Raw genomic sequence first — 17,377 nt, 5'->3', positions numbered from 1 at the left:
CTCGCGAAAGCGGTGTATCAGTGACAGATTCAGTGACTGATACTCCGCTTTCGCGAGCAAGCCCGCTCCCACATTTGATCTGTGTACTGCCACCCAATCGTGTTTTTGCATTTTTTTCACACCCCATCCGGATAATCCTCAGCCTCCTGCGCGCGGACCTTTTGATCCTGTGCTATCCCCTAAAGCTGACTTTCTGGAAAGCGTAATGGCCGTGCCTCTCCCATCCGTAAAACCCACGTTTCGTTCACGCCTTGCCATGCGCTGGTATTCCTGGCTGTTCCTCGCCGGCGCGATCATTTACGGCGTGGCCTGGGCGATGCACTGGGACGACCGCGGTGTGTTGTGGCTGGCGGAGGGTTTCGAAACCCCGGCCGAGCGCCTGGAAAGCGTCTGGCTCCCGGACTACCACGCGGTGATCGACGCCAAGCTGCTGCCCGGCATGGAGAAGGACGAAGCCTCGGACCTCGCCTATAACCCGCTGACCAAGACCCTGTTCTCGGTGATGGGCAAGAACCCGTTCCTGGTTGAACTGACCCTGCAAGGCGACGTGCTGCGCAAGATGCCGCTCAACGGCTGGAACAACCCGGAAGGCGTGACCATGATGGAAAACGGCCTGATGGCCGTGGTCGATGAGCGCCAGCACAGCCTGACCATCGTCAAGGTCGACCCACAGACCCAGCAGTTGAACAAAGCCGACTTCCCGTCCTATGACCTGGGCCCGTCCAAGGACCAGAACAAAGCCTTTGAGGCGGTGACCTGGGACAAGCGCAACCAACAGCTGATTCTCGGCGAAGAACGCCCACCGGCCCTGTTCACCTGGAAAAGCGACGGCAGCCAGACCCTCACCGGCGCCAAGCAAAAGCTCGCCAGCACTGAACTGGACATGCGCAACCTGTCGGCGCTGACCGTCGACCCGCGTACCGGCCACCTGCTGGCGCTGTCGGCGGACTCCCATCTGTTGCTGGAACTGGACGAAAAGGGCGAGCAGGTCAGCTTCATGACCTTGCTCGGCGGCTTCAATGGCTTGAAGAACACCATCCCGCGTGCCGAAGGTGTGACCATGGACGAGAACGGCACGCTGTATATGGTCAGCGAGCCGAACCTGTTCTATCGCTTCGAGAAGCAGGCGCAGTAGTTCGATTACGTCAGATTTCTCTCTATCTGCGGCATCCGCCAGACACCCGGGGCGTTTAAGTTTAAATTCAGGCGACCGTGATATTCATTCGCCAGTTTTTACTCTGAGCCCCGCCCGATGCGTCGACTTGCCCGCCCCAAACCTGCTTTTTTTATCCTGATCCTGATCGCCCTGGTGGCGTGCGGTGTGGTTGCCCAGCAATTGCGCCTGTTTGAGCGTGCCTGGTTCAACTGGCAATCCTGGCGCAATCCCGCCGGGGAGCACTCCATTGGCCTTGGGGATTACCGGGTGGCCCTGGAGGCGCAGGTGATCGACGGCCTCAACGATGATGTCTCGGCACTGACCTTTGATCCGGTGCGCAACAGCCTGTTTACCGTGACCAACAAGAACGCTGAGCTGGTCGAACTGTCCCTGGACGGCAAAATCCTGCGGCGCATTGCGCTGGTGGGGTTTGGCGATGCCGAGGCCGTGGAGTACATCAGCGACAACACCTACGTGATCAGCGACGAACGCCAGCAGCGGCTGATCAAGGTCCACGTGGATGACGACACCCAATTCCTCGATGCCGCCGACGCCGAACAAATGACCCTCGGCGTGCACCTGGGCGGCAACAAGGGCTTCGAAGGCCTGGCCTATGACTCGGTGGGCAAGCGCCTGTTTGTGGCCAAGGAGCGCGACCCGATGCTGATCTACGAGGTCCACGGCTTTCCGCATTTCAAACCGGAAAAAACCTACTCGGTGCACGTGATCAACAACCCCAAGCGCGATGCCGGGTTGTTTGTGCGCGACCTGTCGAGCCTGCAATACGACGAGCGTAGCGGTCATCTGCTGGCGCTGTCGGATGAGTCATTTTTGGTGCTGGAACTGGATATCGACGGTCGCCCCCTGAGCAGCCTGTCGCTGCTCAAGGGGCGCCATGGCCTGAAGCAGCGCGTGCCTCAGGCCGAGGGGATCGCCATGGACAACGACGGCACGTTGTACATGGTCAGTGAGCCCAATCTTTTCTATGTATTCAAAAAAACCAAGTCTTGAGTCATGTGCAGAACAAATGTGGGAGCGGGCTTGCTCGCGAATGCGGTGTATCAGGCGCCATATTCAGTGACTGACACTGCGCATTCGCGAGCAAGCCCGCTCCCACAGGGGTTTTGCATTACGCCTTAAGGGTTTTCACGCCTTCCGCGGTGCCCAGCAGCAGTACGTCAGCCGGACGGGCCGCAAACAAACCGTTGGTGACGACGCCGACGATCGCGTTGATCTGGCGCTCCAGTTCCACCGGGTTGGTGATCTGCATGTTGAACACGTCGATGATGATGTTGCCGTTGTCGGTCAGCACACCTTCGCGGTACACCGGGTCGCCGCCCAGTTTCACCAGCTCGCGGGCCACGTGGCTGCGGGCCATCGGGATCACTTCCACCGGCAGCGGGAACGCGCCGAGTACCGGCACCAGTTTGCTGGCGTCGGCGATGCAGATGAAGGTCTTGGCCACGGCCGCAACGATCTTCTCGCGGGTCAGGGCTGCGCCGCCGCCCTTGATCAGGTTCAGGTGTGCGTCGCTTTCATCGGCGCCGTCGACGTAGAACTCCAGGTCGCTGACGGTGTTCAGCTCGTACACCGGAATACCGTGGCCCTTGAGCCGCGCAGCGGTGGCTTCGGAGCTGGCAACCGCGCCGTCGAACGCGCCCTTGTGCAGGGCCAGCGCATCGATAAAGCAATTGGCGGTGGAACCGGTGCCGACACCGACGATGCTTTTATCGTCGAGTTTAGGAAGGATTAAATCGACGGCGGCCTGGGCCACTGCCTGTTTGAGTTGATCCTGGGTCATGCGGGCTCCGGAACGGGCGGGGAGTAAAGAGGGGCGCGAGTATAACCCAACAAAACCTCGGTTTTCGTGTGGTCGCCCGGCCAAACGCTGGGTTAGACTCCTTGGCCCTGCCCAACCCGCCCAGTGATGCTTTCCGATGCTTGAACAGTACGTCAAAAAGATCCTCACCTCGCGCGTTTACGACGTTGCCGTAGAAACCCCGCTGCAGACCGCCCGCCAGCTCTCCGAGCGGCTGGGCAACAAGGTCTGGCTCAAGCGCGAAGACTTGCAGCCGGTGTTCTCGTTCAAGATTCGCGGTGCCTACAACAAGCTGACCCAACTGAGCGCCGAAGAACGTGCGCGCGGCGTAGTCACCGCTTCGGCGGGCAACCATGCCCAGGGCCTGGCCCTGGCGGCCAAGGTGCTGGGGGTCAAGGCCACCATCGTGATGCCCAAGACCACCCCCGAGATCAAGGTCGAAGGCGTGCGTTCCCGTGGCGGCAAAGTGGTGCTGCACGGGGATTCTTTCCCGGAAGCCCTGGCGTATTCGCTGAAGCTGGTCGACGAAAAAGGCTACGTCTACATTCACCCCTACGATGATCCGCACACCATTGCCGGGCAGGGCACCGTGGCGATGGAGATCCTGCGCCAGCACCCGGGGCCGCTGGACGCGATTTTCGTCCCGGTGGGCGGCGGCGGCCTGATTGCCGGTATCGCGGCCTACGTGAAATACCTGCGGCCCGAAATCAAGATCATCGGCGTCGAGCCGGACGACTCCAACTGCCTGCAAGCCGCCATGGCGGCGGGCGAGCGCGTGGTATTGCCGACCGTGGGCATCTTCGCCGACGGCGTGGCGGTGGCGCAGATCGGCCAGCACACCTTCGACATCTGCAAGGACTACGTGGATGAAGTGATCACCGTCAGCACCGATGAAATCTGCGCGGCGATCAAGGACATCTACGACGACACCCGCTCCATCACGGAGCCGGCTGGCGCCCTGGGCGTGGCGGGCATCAAGAAGTACGTCGAGACCCGTGGCATCACCGGGCAAACCCTGGTGGCCATCGATTCCGGGGCCAACGTCAACTTCGACCGCCTGCGCCATGTGGCCGAGCGCGCCGAGCTGGGTGAAGGCCGCGAAGCCATCATCGCCGTGACCATCCCCGAGAAGCCGGGCAGCTTCAAGGCCTTCTGCGAGGCCGTGGGCAAGCGCCAGATCACCGAATTCAACTACCGCTACCACTCTGGTCGCGAGGCGCACATTTTTGTCGGCGTGCAGACCCACCCGGAAAACGACCCGCGCAGTGCGCTGATCGCCAGCCTCACCAGCCAGGGTTTTCCGGTGCTGGACCTGACGGAAAACGAACTGGCCAAGCTGCACATCCGCCATATGGTCGGTGGCCATGCGGCGCACGTCAGCGACGAGGTGGTGTTCCGCTTCGAATTCCCGGAACGTCCGGGGGCACTGTTCAACTTCCTTAACAAATTGGGCGGGCGCTGGAACATCTCGATGTTCCACTATCGCAACCACGGCGCCGCCGATGGGCGCGTGGTGGCGGGCCTGCAAGTACCGGCGGACGAGCGTCACCTGGTGCCGGCGGCGCTGGAGGCCATTGGCTATCCGTACTGGGATGAAAGTGATAACCCGGCCTACCAGCTGTTCCTCGGTTGAGCGACTACGCTGACTGGGCGGCCTTCAAGGAATCGAGAACATGGAAACGCTGACCACCCTTAAAGTTATCCACATCGCGGCCACGGTGTTGCTGCTGCTCAGCGGCCTCGCCCTGGCAGTGCTGGCCTGGCGCAAACGCAGCGCGGGGCCGGCCTATACCGTGCAGCGGCCGTGGGTGTTTGTGTGGTTGTTGATGGGCATTTGCGTGGTGAGCATGCCGTTCACCGGCTGGTGGCTGGCGCACCTGATCGGCTGGCCGCTGGGGCAAACCTGGATCCTGGGTTCCAGCGTGATCTACACCGTGGCGGCGCTGAGCTGGTTCTGGCTGGTGGTGCGGCTTAATCGGCTGCGGCTGGGCGGGGCGGGGAGTTTGAACTTTACCGTGGCGTTGGCGGTGGTGAGCCTGGTGGGGTTTGTGGCGATTGCCGGGTTAATGGGTGCCAAGCCCGTCTAGATGATCGTTCCCACGCTCNNCGGGACGCTCCGCGTCCCAAGAGCGGACGCAGAGCGTCCAGTGATGCATTCCCACGCGGAGCGTGGGAACGATCTTTAGCCGCGCAGGGTGATCACCGGCCAGCCACGCTTCTCGGCTTCAGCCCGCAGATTCGGATCCGGATCCACTGCCACTGCATGCGTCACCTGCTCCAGCAGCGGCAGGTCATTCATCGAGTCGCTATAGAAGTAGCTGTCCTCCAGGTTGTACCCGGTCTCTTCCAGCCAGCGATTCAAGCGCGTCACCTTGCCCTCGCGAAAGCACGGGATATCCGTACTGCGCCCGGTGTAGCGGCCATCCTGCATCTCGCATTCCGTCGCAATCAGGGTTTCAACCCCCAGCCGCTCGGCAATCGGCGCGGTCACAAAACGATTGGTCGCGGTGATGATCACCAGCTTGTCGCCCGCCGCCCGGTGCTTGGCCAGCAACTCAACTGCCTTGGGCAGTACGATCGGCTCGATGCAGTCGCGCATGTAGTCGCGATGCCATTCATCCAGCTGGGCCATCTCGGTGCGGCCGAGGATTTCCAGGCAGAAGTTCAGGTACTCGGCGTTATCCAGCTTGCCGGCCAGGTAGTCCTGGTAGAACTCGTCGTTGCGGGCCTTGTAGGCCACCGCGTCGAGAATCCCGCGTTCACAGAGGTAATCGCCCCAGGCGTGATCGCTGTCACCCCCCAAAAGCGTGTTGTCCAAGTCGAATAAAGCCAGGCGCATTGCAGTTACTCGCTGAAAAGTCTGTAAAAAGGCGTCCAGAATACGGTCTTTTCACAAGAGTGCACATAAGGTAAGCAGCCTCGTTGCCGCTGTATCAATCTTTGTGGAACAATGCGGTGACATGCGTTTGCGAGGTTGTTGCCGTGATCGACCCCGATGGTTTCCGTCCTAATGTCGGGATTATTCTTACGAATGATGCCGGACAGGTGCTATGGGCTCGCCGTATCAACCAAGATGCCTGGCAGTTTCCTCAAGGCGGAATCAACCCCGACGAAACCCCTGAAGACGCCTTGTACCGTGAGTTGAACGAAGAAGTAGGCCTTGAACGTGAAGATGTGCAAATTCTGGCCTGCACCCGAGGCTGGTTGCGCTATCGTTTGCCGCAACGTCTGGTGCGTACCCACAGCCAACCGCTGTGCATCGGCCAGAAACAGAAATGGTTTCTCCTGCGCCTGATCTCCAACGAGCAGCGGGTGCGGATGGATTTGACCGGTAAACCGGAGTTCGATGGCTGGCGCTGGGTCAGTTATTGGTATCCGTTGGGCCAGGTGGTGACATTCAAGCGCGAGGTTTATCGTCGCGCTCTTAAAGAGCTTGCCCCGCGCCTTTTAGCGCGCGACTGACGACGGAGTTCGACCCCGAGCCATGCTCAATACGCTGCGCAAGATCGTCCAGGAAGTTAACTCCGCCAAGGATCTCAAGGCGGCGTTGGGGATTATTGTGTTGCGCGTCAAGGAAGCCATGGGCAGCCAGGTCTGCTCGGTTTACCTGCTGGACCCCGAGACCAACCGTTTTGTCCTGATGGCCACCGAGGGCTTGAACAAGCGCTCCATCGGCAAGGTCAGCATGGCGCCCAATGAAGGTCTGGTGGGCCTGGTGGGGACGCGTGAAGAACCCCTGAACCTCGAAAACGCGGCCGATCACCCGCGTTATCGCTACTTTGCCGAAACCGGTGAAGAGCGCTACGCCTCGTTCCTCGGTGCGCCGATCATTCACCACCGCCGCGTTGTCGGCGTGTTGGTCATCCAGCAGAAAGAACGCCGCCAGTTCGACGAAGGTGAAGAAGCCTTCCTCGTGACCATGAGCGCGCAGCTCGCCGGGGTTATCGCCCACGCCGAGGCCACCGGTTCGATTCGCGGCCTGGGGCGCCAGGGCAAGGGCATCCAGGAAGCCAAGTTCGTCGGCGTGCCGGGTTCGCCGGGTGCTGCTGTCGGTACCGCCGTGGTCATGCTGCCGCCCGCCGACCTGGACGTGGTGCCGGACAAGACCGTCACCGACATCGACGCTGAAATCATCCTGTTCAAGACCGCCCTCGAAGGCGTACGCAATGACATGCGCACCCTCTCGACCAAGCTGGCCACCCAGCTGCGGCCTGAAGAGCGGGCGTTGTTCGACGTGTACCTGATGATGCTCGACGACGCGTCCCTGGGCAGCGAAGTCAAGGACGTGATCAAGACCGGCCAGTGGGCCCAGGGCGCGCTGCGCCAGGTGGTCACCGATCACGTCAACCGTTTCGAATTGATGGACGACGCCTACCTGCGCGAGCGCGCCTCGGACGTGAAGGACCTCGGTCGCCGTCTGCTGGCCTACCTGCAGGAAGAGCGCTCGACCACGTTGGTGTACCCCGACAACACCATCCTGATCAGTGAAGAACTGACCGCCACCATGCTCGGCGAAGTGCCGGAAGGCAAACTGGTGGGCCTGGTCTCGGTACTGGGTTCGGGCAACTCCCACGTCGCGATCCTGGCGCGGGCCATGGGCATTCCGACGGTGATGGGCCTGGTGGACCTGCCGTATTCCAAGGTCGACGGCATCGAAATGATCGTCGACGGCTACCACGGCGAGGTCTACACCAACCCCAGCGAAGTGCTGCGCAAGCAATACGCCGAAGTGGTGGAAGAAGAACGCCAGCTGTCCCAGGGCCTCGACGCCCTGCGGGAACTGCCCTGCGTGACCCTAGACGGCCACCGCGTACCGCTGCTGGTCAACACCGGCCTGCTGGCGGACGTGGCACGTGCACAACAGCGCGGTGCCGAAGGGGTGGGCCTGTACCGCACCGAAGTGCCGTTCATGATCAACCAGCGTTTTCCGAGTGAGAAGGAGCAGCTGGCGATTTATCGCGAGCAACTGTCCGCCTTCCATCCGTTACCGGTGACCATGCGCAGCCTTGACATTGGCGGCGACAAGTCACTGTCGTATTTCCCCATCAAGGAAGACAACCCCTTCCTCGGCTGGCGCGGTATTCGCGTTACCCTCGACCATCCTGAAATCTTCCTCGTCCAGACCCGCGCGATGCTCAAGGCCAGCGAAGGCCTGAACAACCTGCGCATCCTGCTCCCGATGATCTCCGGCACCCACGAGCTGGAAGAAGCCCTGCACCTGATCCACCGGGCCTGGGGCGAAGTGCGCGACGAAGGCGCCGACGTGCCGATGCCGCCGATTGGCGTGATGATCGAGATTCCGGCGGCGGTGTACCAGGCTAAAGAGCTGGCGCGGCAGGTGGACTTCCTGTCGGTGGGCTCCAACGACCTGACCCAGTACCTGCTGGCCGTGGACCGCAACAACCCGCGGGTGGCCGACCTCTACGACTACCTGCACCCGGCGGTGCTGCAAGCCTTGCAGAACGTGGTGCGCGATGCCCATGCCGAAGGCAAGCAGGTGAGTATCTGCGGCGAGATGGCCGGTGACCCGGCGGCGGCCGTACTGTTGATGGCGATGGGCTTTGACAGCCTGTCGATGAACGCCACCAACTTGCCGAAGGTGAAATGGATGCTGCGCCAGATCAACCTGAGCCGGGCCAAGGAGCTGCTGGCGGAGTTGATGACTATCGACAACCCGCAAGTTATCCACAGCTCGCTGCAATTGGCGCTGAAGAACCTTGGGTTGGCGCGGATGATCAACCCGGCGTCTGCAAAGAGCCTCTAACCGGATTTCAGAGCCTGTCCCCAATCGAAATGTGGGAGCGGGCTTGCTCGCGAAAGCGGTGCATCAGTCAGCTTATGTATTGGCTGACACGCCGCCTTCGCGAGCAAGCCCGCTCCCACATTTGATTTGCGTGAGGTTCAGATTTTGAGTTCAACTTCACCCAACTGTCCGCCATACGGCCCAAAACTGCGCTCCACGATATGCCGTGTCCCGTCGGCATTCACAATCAGCGCCGTGCTCGCCCGCGTCCCGTAGCTGGGGCTGGCAATAAACACGCTCGACAACAGACTCTCCGTCGCCAAGCCCACGCCGGTGTCCGGCAAGTCAGCAAACGGCGCGGTCTGCGGATCGCTCAAAATCTCCAACAAGGCCTCGGGCTGCGGATCTTCCAGCACTTGCGCCAGCGCCGCCTTGGCCTTCAACAACTTCGGCCACGGCGTATCCAGCCCTGCATTGGATAACCCATAAACCCCCGCCACCAATGGTGTCGGCGCAGATTCCTTGGCGTTGTAATGCCAAAGCTCGTCCCGCGTCCCGACCAGCAGGTTAAACCCGGCATATTCAATCGATCTGCCATTAACGTCGGCCAAATAGTCGTCAATCGACAGCGAACCGCTGAGAAAGCGCGCCACCAACTCACCCCGCGACTTACGCGCCGGCGGCTGGTGCGGGTCACGGATATTGGTCAGCGCCGCAAAGCGCCCGTCTGCGCCAACTCCCAGCCAGGTCCCGCCCGCTTCCTGGTCCCTGCCCGCGTAAACATGGGGCGCATCCAGCCACTGGGCCAACGGCAAACTGGGCCGGGCATAAAATTCATCACGGTTGGCCGCGACGATCAGCGGCTGGGCGTGGCCCGGCCGCCAGGCGAAAACAATCAGGCACATAAGGCGATCCCTTTGTGTTTTGCCCACTCTACCCATAGAACCCTGTGCTTTGCATCCGTTAACATGCCGGTCTGTTTTCGGGGGCTCCCATGGAATTTCTGCTGTATTTGCTGCTGGGATCCTGCGCGGGCATGCTCGCCGGGCTGTTCGGCGTGGGCGGCGGCATCATTATTGTGCCGGTGCTGGTGTTCAGCTTCACCTTGCAGGGCTTCGATCCCGCGGTGCTGACCCACCTAGCTGTCGGCACGTCCCTGGCGTCTATTATCTTCACGTCGGTGAATGCGGTGCGTGAGCATCATCGGCGCGGCGCCGTGCGCTGGCCGATCTTCGTATGGATGGCCGTGGGTATCCTGCTGGGCGCGGGCGTTGGCGCGCTGACCGCCGAGGCGATCTCCGGGCCGCATCTACAGAAGATCATCGGTGTGTTCGCCCTGGTGATCGCCGTGCAGATGACTCTGGAGCTCAAGCCCAAGGCCAGCCGCCAGGTGCCGGGCAAGCTTGGCCTGACCCTGGCGGGTGGCGTGATCGGCTGGTCGTCGGCGATTTTCGGCACCGGTGGTGGTTCGTTGACCGTGCCGTTCCTGACCTGGCGCAGCGTGCCGATGCAGCAGGCAGTGGCCACTTCGTCGGCCTGCGGCTTGCCGATCGCCCTGGCCAGTGCGTTAAGTTTCATAATTCTGGGCTGGCATGATCCGCTGCTGCCCGATCATAGTCTCGGCTTTGTGTACTTGCCGGCGCTGCTGGGCATCGCCCTGACCAGCATGGTGGCGGCCCGTTTCGGCGCGCGCCTGGCGCACCGGTTGTCGCCGCGCTTGCTCAAGCGGCTGTTCGCCGGGCTGCTGTTTTGCGTAGGGCTGAATTTTTTGCTGTAACGCAGGCTTAATCGCGCACCGGCATGGTCCGATGCGCCATGACTATTGATTTAACGAGGAGTCGCAATGCTGCCTTACCCGCAGATCAACCCGGTGGCCGTGGCCATCGGTCCGCTGCAAATCCATTGGTACGGGTTGATGTACCTGATCGGCATCGGCGGTGCCTGGCTGCTGGCTTCCCGGCGCCTGAACCGGTTCGACCCGACCTGGACCAAGGAGAAGCTCTCCGACATGGTGTTCTGGATGTCGATGGGGGTCATCGTCGGCGGACGCCTGGGGTATGTGCTGTTCTACGACCTGCCAGCCTACATCGCCAACCCGACGCTGATCTTCGAGGTGTGGAAGGGCGGCATGGCGTTCCACGGCGGGTTTGTGGGGGTGATGATCGCCGCCTGGTGGTTTGGCCGGCGTAACGGTAAGTCGTTCTTCCAGTTGATGGACTTCGTCGCACCGTTCGTGCCGATTGGCCTGGGTGCCGGGCGCATCGGTAACTTCATCAACGCCGAACTGTGGGGCAAGCCGACTGACGTGCCGTGGGCCATGGTGTTCCCGCCGTTCAGCGATCCGGCGCAATTGCCGCGCCACCCCTCGCAGCTGTACCAGTTCGCCCTGGAAGGCGTGGCGCTGTTCCTGATCCTCTACATCTTCTCGCGCAAGCCACGCCCGACCATGGCCGTTTCGGGGATGTTCGCGTTGTTCTACGGGATCTTCCGCTTTATCGTCGAGTTCGTACGGGTGCCGGATGCGCAGCTGGGCTACCTGGCGTGGGGCTGGGTGACCATGGGTCAGATTCTTAGCCTGCCGATGATCATCGCCGGCCTGGGCCTGCTGTGGTGGGCTTACAATCGCCCGCAAGGCATCAAGAACACCGCGCTTTAAACTCGAACGCCGGGGCCCGAGGGTCCCGGCTTCAACGATACAGGTATACACATGAAGCAATATCTCGAACTACTGAACGATGTCGTGACCAATGGCCTGACCAAGGGCGACCGCACCGGCACCGGCACCAAGGCCGTGTTTGCCCGTCAGTTTCGGCATAGCTTGGCCGACGGCTTCCCGCTGCTGACCACCAAGAAGCTTCACTTCAAAAGCATCGCCAACGAATTGATCTGGATGTTGAGTGGCAACACCAACATCCAGTGGCTGAACGAAAATGGCGTGCGTATCTGGGACGAATGGGCCACCGAAGACGGCGACCTGGGCCCGGTTTACGGCGAGCAGTGGACCGCGTGGCCCACCAAGGACGGCGGCAAGATCAACCAGATCGACTACATGGTCGAGACGTTGAAGACCAACCCCAACAGCCGCCGCATCCTGTTTCACGGCTGGAACGTCGAGTACCTGCCGGACGAGACCAAAAGCCCGCAGCAGAACGCCCGGGACGGCAAGCAAGCGCTGCCACCTTGCCACCTGCTGTACCAGGCTTTTGTGCATGACGGTCATCTGTCGATGCAGTTGTACATCCGCAGCTCCGATGTATTCCTCGGCCTGCCGTACAACACCGCTGCCCTGGCGTTGCTCACCCATATGCTGGCCCAGCAGTGCGACCTGATCCCTCACGAGATCATCGTCACCACGGGCGACACCCACGCCTACAGCAACCACATGGAACAGATCCAGACCCAGCTGGCGCGCACGCCGAAGAAGCTGCCGGAACTGGTGATCAAGCGCAAACCCGCGTCGATCTACGATTACAAATTCGAAGATTTTGAAATCGTGGGCTATGACGCTGATCCGAGCATCAAGGCCGATGTAGCGATCTAAAAGCGATCTCGGTCCAAATGTGGGAGCGGGCTTGCTCGCGAATACGGTGTATCAGAAACACATTCAGTGGCTGACACACCGCTTTCGCGAGCAAGCTCGCTCCCACATTTGTTTTGTGTACACATTCAATGCCCGTGGCTTCTGCCCACATGTGATGGCTCAGCCTCGCTGGCCGCGACACTCCCGCTGACTTCCAGCCGCTGCAAAATCCCGCACTGATCCAGATCCGGCCCGCCGCCACAGCGTTGGCGCAGGTCGAGCAACTGTTCCTGCAACGCCAGCAGCCCGTCGATCCGCGCCTTGACGTGGTGGATATGCTCGTCGATCAACGCATTCACGCTTTCGCACTGGTCCTGAGGACTGTCACGCAGGCCCAGCAGGCTGCGAATTTCCTCAAGGGTCATGTCCAGGCTGCGGCAGTTGCGGATAAACACCAGCCGTTCGGTGTGCGCCTGGGTGTACAGCCGGTAATTACCGTCACTGCGCGCAGGCGGCGGCAGCAGGCCTTCTTTCTCGTAATAACGGATGGTTTCCACCTGGCAATCCGTCAATTTTGCCAATTCGCCGATCTTCATCGCAGCAATCTCCAAAAGGATGCTTGACCCTATAGTGGCTACAGGGTCTTTACTTGGCAACAGGCACCTTTACGGACGCGACAGAATGAGCGATTCCCTCCACACCCCGCACAAGCACGACCATGATCATGACCACGCGCACGATCACGGCCCCAAGCTCAAACCTGTGCAGAAGCACGACCATGGCAGCCATGGCGATTCCTGCTGTTCCAGCAAGGCCGCGCCGGCGCTGGTGAAGCTGACCGAAGCCCCGACAGCGGGCTCGCGGCTGAGCACCTTCCGCATCGAAGCCATGGACTGCCCCACCGAGCAGACGCTGATCCAGAACAAACTGGGCAAGCTTGCGGGTGTGCAGCAGCTGGAATTCAACCTGATCAACCGCATTCTCGGCGTCACTCACGACCTGCCGACGACCGCGCCGATCATCGACGCCATCAAGTCCCTGGGCATGCAGGCGGACCCCATCGAAGAAGGCGTCGCCCCGGCTGAGCCGCCGGCGAAGAAGCACTGGTGGCCGCTGGCTGTGTCCGGCGTGGGCGCGCTGGGTGCTGAAGTGCTGCACTTCACCAACGCAGCCCCGACGTGGGTGATTGCCCTGGTCGCGCTGATCTCGATCTTCAGCGGCGGCCTCACCACCTACAAAAAGGGCTGGATCGCCCTGAAAAACCTCAACCTGAACATCAACGCCCTGATGAGCATCGCCGTCACCGGCGCGATCCTGATCGGCCAGTGGCCGGAAGCGGCGATGGTGATGTTCCTGTTCACCGTGGCCGAGTTGATCGAGGCCAAGTCCCTGGACCGCGCACGTAACGCCATCAGCGGCTTGATGCAGATGACGCCGGAACAGGCCACGGTCCGTCAGGCAGATGGCAGTTGGGTTGAACAGGAGGTTAAAGTCATTGAACTGGGCGCCATCGTGCGGGTTCGTCCCGGCGAGCGCATTGGCCTGGACGGTGAAGTCACCTCCGGCCAGTCCACCATCGACCAGGCGCCGATTACCGGTGAAAGCCTGCCGATCGAAAAGACCGTGGGCGACAAAGTCTTCGCCGGCACCATCAACCAGGCCGGCTCCCTGGAATACAAAGTCACTGCAGCCGCCAACAACTCCACCCTGGCGCGGATTATCCACGCCGTGGAACAGGCCCAGGGCGCCCGTGCGCCAACCCAGCGTTTTGTCGACACCTTCGCCAAGGTCTACACCCCGGCGGTGTTCATCTTTGCCCTGGGTGTGGCGTTGATTCCGCCGCTGTTCATGGGCGGTGTGTGGTTTGAATGGGTCTACCGCGCACTGGTATTGCTGGTGGTCGCGTGCCCATGTGCACTGGTGATTTCCACCCCGGTGACCATCGTCAGCGGCCTGGCCGCCGCGGCGCGCAAAGGCATCCTGATCAAGGGCGGTGTGTACCTGGAGGGTGGCTACAAACTCGACTACCTGGCCCTCGACAAGACCGGCACCATTACCCACGGCAAACCGGTGCAAACCGATTACCTGGCGCTGTTCCCGAACATGGAAGACAGCGCGCCGGCCCTGGCCGCCAGTCTGGCCGGGCGTTCCGATCACCCGGTGTCCCTGGCCATCGCCAACGCGGCTGTGGATAAGAATCTCGCCGTTCACACGGTGGATAACTTCGAGGCCCTGACCGGTCGCGGTGTGAAGGGTGAAATCAATGGCGAGGTCTACTACCTGGGCAACCACCGTCTGGTGGAAGAGCTGAACCTGTGCTCGCCGGCCCTGGAGAAGAAGCTCTTCGCCCTGGAAAAACAAGGCAAGTCCGTGGTCCTGCTGCTGGACAAGTCCGGCCCGCTGGCGCTGTTCGCCGTGGCCGACACCGTGAAGGACACCAGCCGCGAAGCCATCCAGCAGTTGCATGACCTGGGCATCAAGACCCTGATGCTGACCGGCGACAACACCCACACGGCCAAGGCGATCGCCGATCAGGTGGGCATCGACCAGGCCCAGGGCGACTTGTTGCCCACCGACAAACTGCAAGCCATCGAAGCGCTCTACGCCAAGGGCCACCGGGTCGGCATGGTCGGCGACGGGATCAACGACGCCCCGGCGCTGGCCCGTTCCGAGATCGGGTTTGCCATGGCTGCTGCGGGTACCGATACCGCCATCGAGACCGCCGACGTGGCCCTGATGGACGACGACCTGCGCAAGATTCCAGCATTCATTCGGCTGTCGCGGCAAACGTCGAGTATCCTCAAACAGAACATCGCCCTGGCCCTGGTGATCAAGGCGATCTTCCTCGCGGTGACCTTCCTTGGGATGGCCACCATGTGGATGGCGGTGTTCGCCGACATGGGCGTGAGCCTGCTGGTGGTATTCAATGGTCTGCGCCTGCTGCGCAAATAGTCGATGAGAGGGTGGTGTGCTGAGTGCCGAGCTGAAGGCGTTTTACATGGTCGCCCGCCTGGGCAGCATTACCCAGGCGGCGAAAAAGCTCGGGCTCAGCCAGCCCACGGTGACCACCCAGATTCGTCACCTGGAAAGCCAGTACTCGGTGGAATTGTTCTACCGTGGCGGGCGCCGCCTGACCGTCAGCGACGAAGGCGCGCGGCTGTTGCCGATGGTCAAGGCGCTGTTGCAGCAGGAGGCGGATATCGAGTTTTTCCTGCGCAACAGTGGCCAGGTGCAGGGCACGTTGAGGATTGCCGCGACGGCACCTTATTACATCCTCGACCTGGTCAAGACCTTCCGCGAGCGACTGCCGCAGGTCGAGGTTTCGGTGGAGATCGGCAACTCCCAGCAGGTGCTGGAAGCGCTGGATGACTACCGCGTCGACGTCGCTGCCTCGTCCCAATTGCTTGAAGACCCGCGCCTGATCCGGCGGGTACTGGGCATGGACCCGCTGGTGCTGGCGGTGCATCGCAATCATCCGCTGGCGGTACTTGAACATGTACCGCTGACCGCGCTGGCCGGGCATACCTTGCTGATGCGCGAGCCGGGGTCGACCACCCGTCGATTGACCGAAGAGATGTTGCAGGGCGCCGGCGTGAGTTACGGGCCGTTGCTGGAGATCGGCAGCCGGGAATCGATCCGTGAGGCAGTGCTGCGCAATATCGGCATCAGCATCATTGCCCGCCAGGAAGTGCCCCACGACCCGCAATTGCGCGTGCTGACCATCGAAAATGCGCCGCAGATTCCCGAGTATTTGTACTGCCTCAAAGAGCGAAAGGGCGCCCGGTTGCCGGCGGCTTTCCTGGGGTTGGCCCAGGAAATGTCTCCGATCTAAAGTGTTACGCTGGCTTTGCCATTCGCGAGCAAGCCCGCTCCCACCTTCGACCGAGTTTGACGTTTGGAATGCGATCCAATGTGGGAGCGGGCTTGCTCGCGAAAGCGGTAGCCCTGTCACCGTCCCTTTCCAGCCCTACCCAAATCCACCAATACCACTATCGCCACGTTTTGCCTTTCTGCCACAAGAGGGACGCATTGCCTGCCTAGGATGACCTTCATCAGTTTGATGAGGTGCCTCCATGAACACAGCCATGACTAATCCCGGCGCGCCAATGAAGGTGCGCGGTGTACAGAAACGCTTCGGCGCCTTCACCGCGCTGGATAACGTGTCCCTGGACGTCGCCGCTGGCGAACTGGTGTGCCTGCTGGGCCCGTCGGGCTGCGGCAAGACCACCTTGCTACGCTGCATCGCCGGCCTGGAGCGCCAGGACAGCGGCGAGTTGTACCTCGGCGACCGCGATGTTTCCCTACTGGCACCCCAGGCTCGGGACTACGGCATTCTGTTCCAGTCCTACGCGCTGTTTCCCAATCTCACCGTCGAAGCGAACATCGGCTACGGCCTCACCGGCAGTGGCCGTGATGAAGTGCGCAAGCGTGTCGGGCAGATGCTCGAACTGGTGGGTTTGGTGGGCAGCGAAAAGAAATACCCCGGCCAACTTTCCGGCGGGCAACAACAGCGTGTGGCACTGGCTCGCGCCCTGGCGCCGGCGCCGTCCTTGCTGCTGCTGGACGAACCCATGTCGGCCCTCGACGCCCGGGTGCGCGAGCATCTGTGCACCGAGCTGCGCCAATTGCAGCGCCGCTTGGGCATCACCACCCTGATGGTCACCCACAACCAGGACGAGGCCATGCTGATGGCCGACCGCATTGCCGTGATGAACAACGGCAAGGTCGAGCAGTACGCCACGCCCCAGGAAATCTATGACCGTCCGGCCACACCGTTCGTGGCCGAGTTTGTCGGCCAGGGCAACTGGCTGCCGTTCAGTCGCAACAGCGCCAGCCACGCACAGGTTGGCGGCATGAACATGCGCCTGGCGGACAACGCAGGCGTCGCGAAATCGGGCCGTCTGTTCTGCCGCCCGGAAGCCATCAGCGTCAACCCGCCAGTGCATGAAGAAAACCTGTTCCCGGCCAAGGTCCGCGAGATCACTTTCCTCGGCAACCGCTGCCGCATGAGCTTCGAGCTGGACCAACTGCCCGGCCATCCGCTGCTGGCCGAGCTGGCCCCGGAAGCCATGCCGCGCCTCGGCGCCCAGGACATCTGGGTCGCGCTGCCCCCGCGCAGCCTGCAGGTGTTTGCCTGAG

16 protein-coding genes are annotated in these 17,377 nt (G+C 61.7%); 12 read left to right on the top strand and 4 right to left on the bottom strand.

All coding sequences use genetic code 11. The features are described 5' to 3' along the window. The first annotated feature begins 205 nt into the window (after window positions 1–205). Window positions 206–1,135: an SdiA-regulated domain-containing protein gene (locus HX869_RS01990; protein ID WP_178902688.1), complete on the top strand. Its 930-nt coding sequence runs from the start codon at window positions 206–208 to the stop codon at window positions 1,133–1,135. A 117-nt stretch (window positions 1,136–1,252) separates the two neighbouring features. Then, entirely contained in the window at window positions 1,253–2,167 is a 915-nt protein-coding gene (locus HX869_RS01985) for an SdiA-regulated domain-containing protein (protein ID WP_003213837.1), read from the top strand. 118 nt (window positions 2,168–2,285) lie between these two features. On the opposite strand, the gene rpiA is transcribed toward HX869_RS01985, so the two are convergent. Beyond that, a complete protein-coding gene (rpiA, locus tag HX869_RS01980; RefSeq protein ID WP_003213836.1) occupies window positions 2,286–2,957 on the bottom strand; it encodes a ribose-5-phosphate isomerase RpiA in 672 nt (223 codons plus the stop codon). A 136-nt stretch (window positions 2,958–3,093) separates the two neighbouring features. On the opposite strand from rpiA, the gene ilvA reads away from it, so the two are divergent. Beyond that, a complete protein-coding gene (ilvA, locus tag HX869_RS01975; protein WP_003213834.1) occupies window positions 3,094–4,608 on the top strand; it encodes a threonine ammonia-lyase, biosynthetic in 1,515 nt (504 codons plus the stop codon). Window positions 4,609–4,648: 40 nt separating this feature from the next. Continuing rightward, entirely contained in the window at window positions 4,649–5,062 is a 414-nt protein-coding gene (locus tag HX869_RS01970; protein ID WP_102370118.1) for a DUF2269 family protein, read from the top strand. A gap of 95 nt (window positions 5,063–5,157) precedes the next feature. On the opposite strand, the gene HX869_RS01965 is transcribed toward HX869_RS01970, so the two are convergent. Continuing rightward, window positions 5,158–5,814 (bottom strand): HAD family phosphatase, encoded by a 657-nt coding sequence (locus HX869_RS01965; RefSeq protein ID WP_178902687.1) that lies wholly within the window; start codon window positions 5,812–5,814, stop codon window positions 5,158–5,160. A 143-nt stretch (window positions 5,815–5,957) separates the two neighbouring features. On the opposite strand from HX869_RS01965, the gene HX869_RS01960 reads away from it, so the two are divergent. Then, window positions 5,958–6,437, top strand: coding sequence for an RNA pyrophosphohydrolase (locus tag HX869_RS01960; protein WP_003176750.1), 480 nt, complete (start codon window positions 5,958–5,960; stop codon window positions 6,435–6,437). Window positions 6,438–6,459: 22 nt separating this feature from the next. After that, entirely contained in the window at window positions 6,460–8,739 is a 2,280-nt protein-coding gene (gene ptsP, locus HX869_RS01955; RefSeq protein WP_003213828.1) for a phosphoenolpyruvate--protein phosphotransferase, read from the top strand. A 137-nt stretch (window positions 8,740–8,876) separates the two neighbouring features. On the opposite strand, the gene HX869_RS01950 is transcribed toward ptsP, so the two are convergent. Next, entirely contained in the window at window positions 8,877–9,623 is a 747-nt protein-coding gene (locus tag HX869_RS01950) for an NRDE family protein (RefSeq protein ID WP_178902686.1), read from the bottom strand. Window positions 9,624–9,712: 89 nt separating this feature from the next. On the opposite strand from HX869_RS01950, the gene HX869_RS01945 reads away from it, so the two are divergent. The 3 genes from HX869_RS01945 (at window position 9,713) to HX869_RS01935 (ending at window position 12,259) form a co-directional block, all read left to right on the top strand. Beyond that, entirely contained in the window at window positions 9,713–10,495 is a 783-nt protein-coding gene (locus tag HX869_RS01945; protein WP_178902685.1) for a sulfite exporter TauE/SafE family protein, read from the top strand. A gap of 66 nt (window positions 10,496–10,561) precedes the next feature. Then, the gene (lgt, locus tag HX869_RS01940; protein WP_003213823.1) at window positions 10,562–11,374 is read left to right on the top strand and encodes a prolipoprotein diacylglyceryl transferase; all 813 of its coding nucleotides are present in this window, start codon (window positions 10,562–10,564) and stop codon (window positions 11,372–11,374) included. 51 nt (window positions 11,375–11,425) lie between these two features. Beyond that, window positions 11,426–12,259, top strand: a complete 834-nt coding sequence (locus HX869_RS01935) for a thymidylate synthase (protein WP_178902684.1) — start codon at window positions 11,426–11,428, stop codon at window positions 12,257–12,259. 125 nt (window positions 12,260–12,384) lie between these two features. On the opposite strand, the gene cadR is transcribed toward HX869_RS01935, so the two are convergent. Continuing rightward, window positions 12,385–12,834: a Cd(II)/Pb(II)-responsive transcriptional regulator gene (gene cadR, locus HX869_RS01930; RefSeq protein WP_017476559.1), complete on the bottom strand. Its 450-nt coding sequence runs from the start codon at window positions 12,832–12,834 to the stop codon at window positions 12,385–12,387. 85 nt (window positions 12,835–12,919) lie between these two features. Here cadR and HX869_RS01925 point away from each other — a divergent pair, with 85 nt between their 5' ends. From HX869_RS01925 to HX869_RS01915, 3 genes are all read left to right on the top strand, one after another. Further along, complete coding sequence (locus tag HX869_RS01925) at window positions 12,920–15,190, top strand: heavy metal translocating P-type ATPase (RefSeq protein ID WP_177041163.1); 2,271 nt, start codon at window positions 12,920–12,922, stop codon at window positions 15,188–15,190. A 16-nt stretch (window positions 15,191–15,206) separates the two neighbouring features. Continuing rightward, window positions 15,207–16,070, top strand: a complete 864-nt coding sequence (locus HX869_RS01920) for a LysR family transcriptional regulator (protein ID WP_177041165.1) — start codon at window positions 15,207–15,209, stop codon at window positions 16,068–16,070. A 241-nt stretch (window positions 16,071–16,311) separates the two neighbouring features. Continuing rightward, a complete protein-coding gene (locus HX869_RS01915; RefSeq protein WP_023659299.1) occupies window positions 16,312–17,376 on the top strand; it encodes a putative 2-aminoethylphosphonate ABC transporter ATP-binding protein in 1,065 nt (354 codons plus the stop codon). Window position 17,377: the final 1 nt, after the last annotated feature.

The sequence above is a fragment of the Pseudomonas sp. P7779 genome (assembly GCF_013386315.1).
Lineage (GTDB): Bacteria > Pseudomonadota > Gammaproteobacteria > Pseudomonadales > Pseudomonadaceae > Aquipseudomonas.
This window is presented reverse-complemented; position numbering and strand designations above follow the sequence as displayed.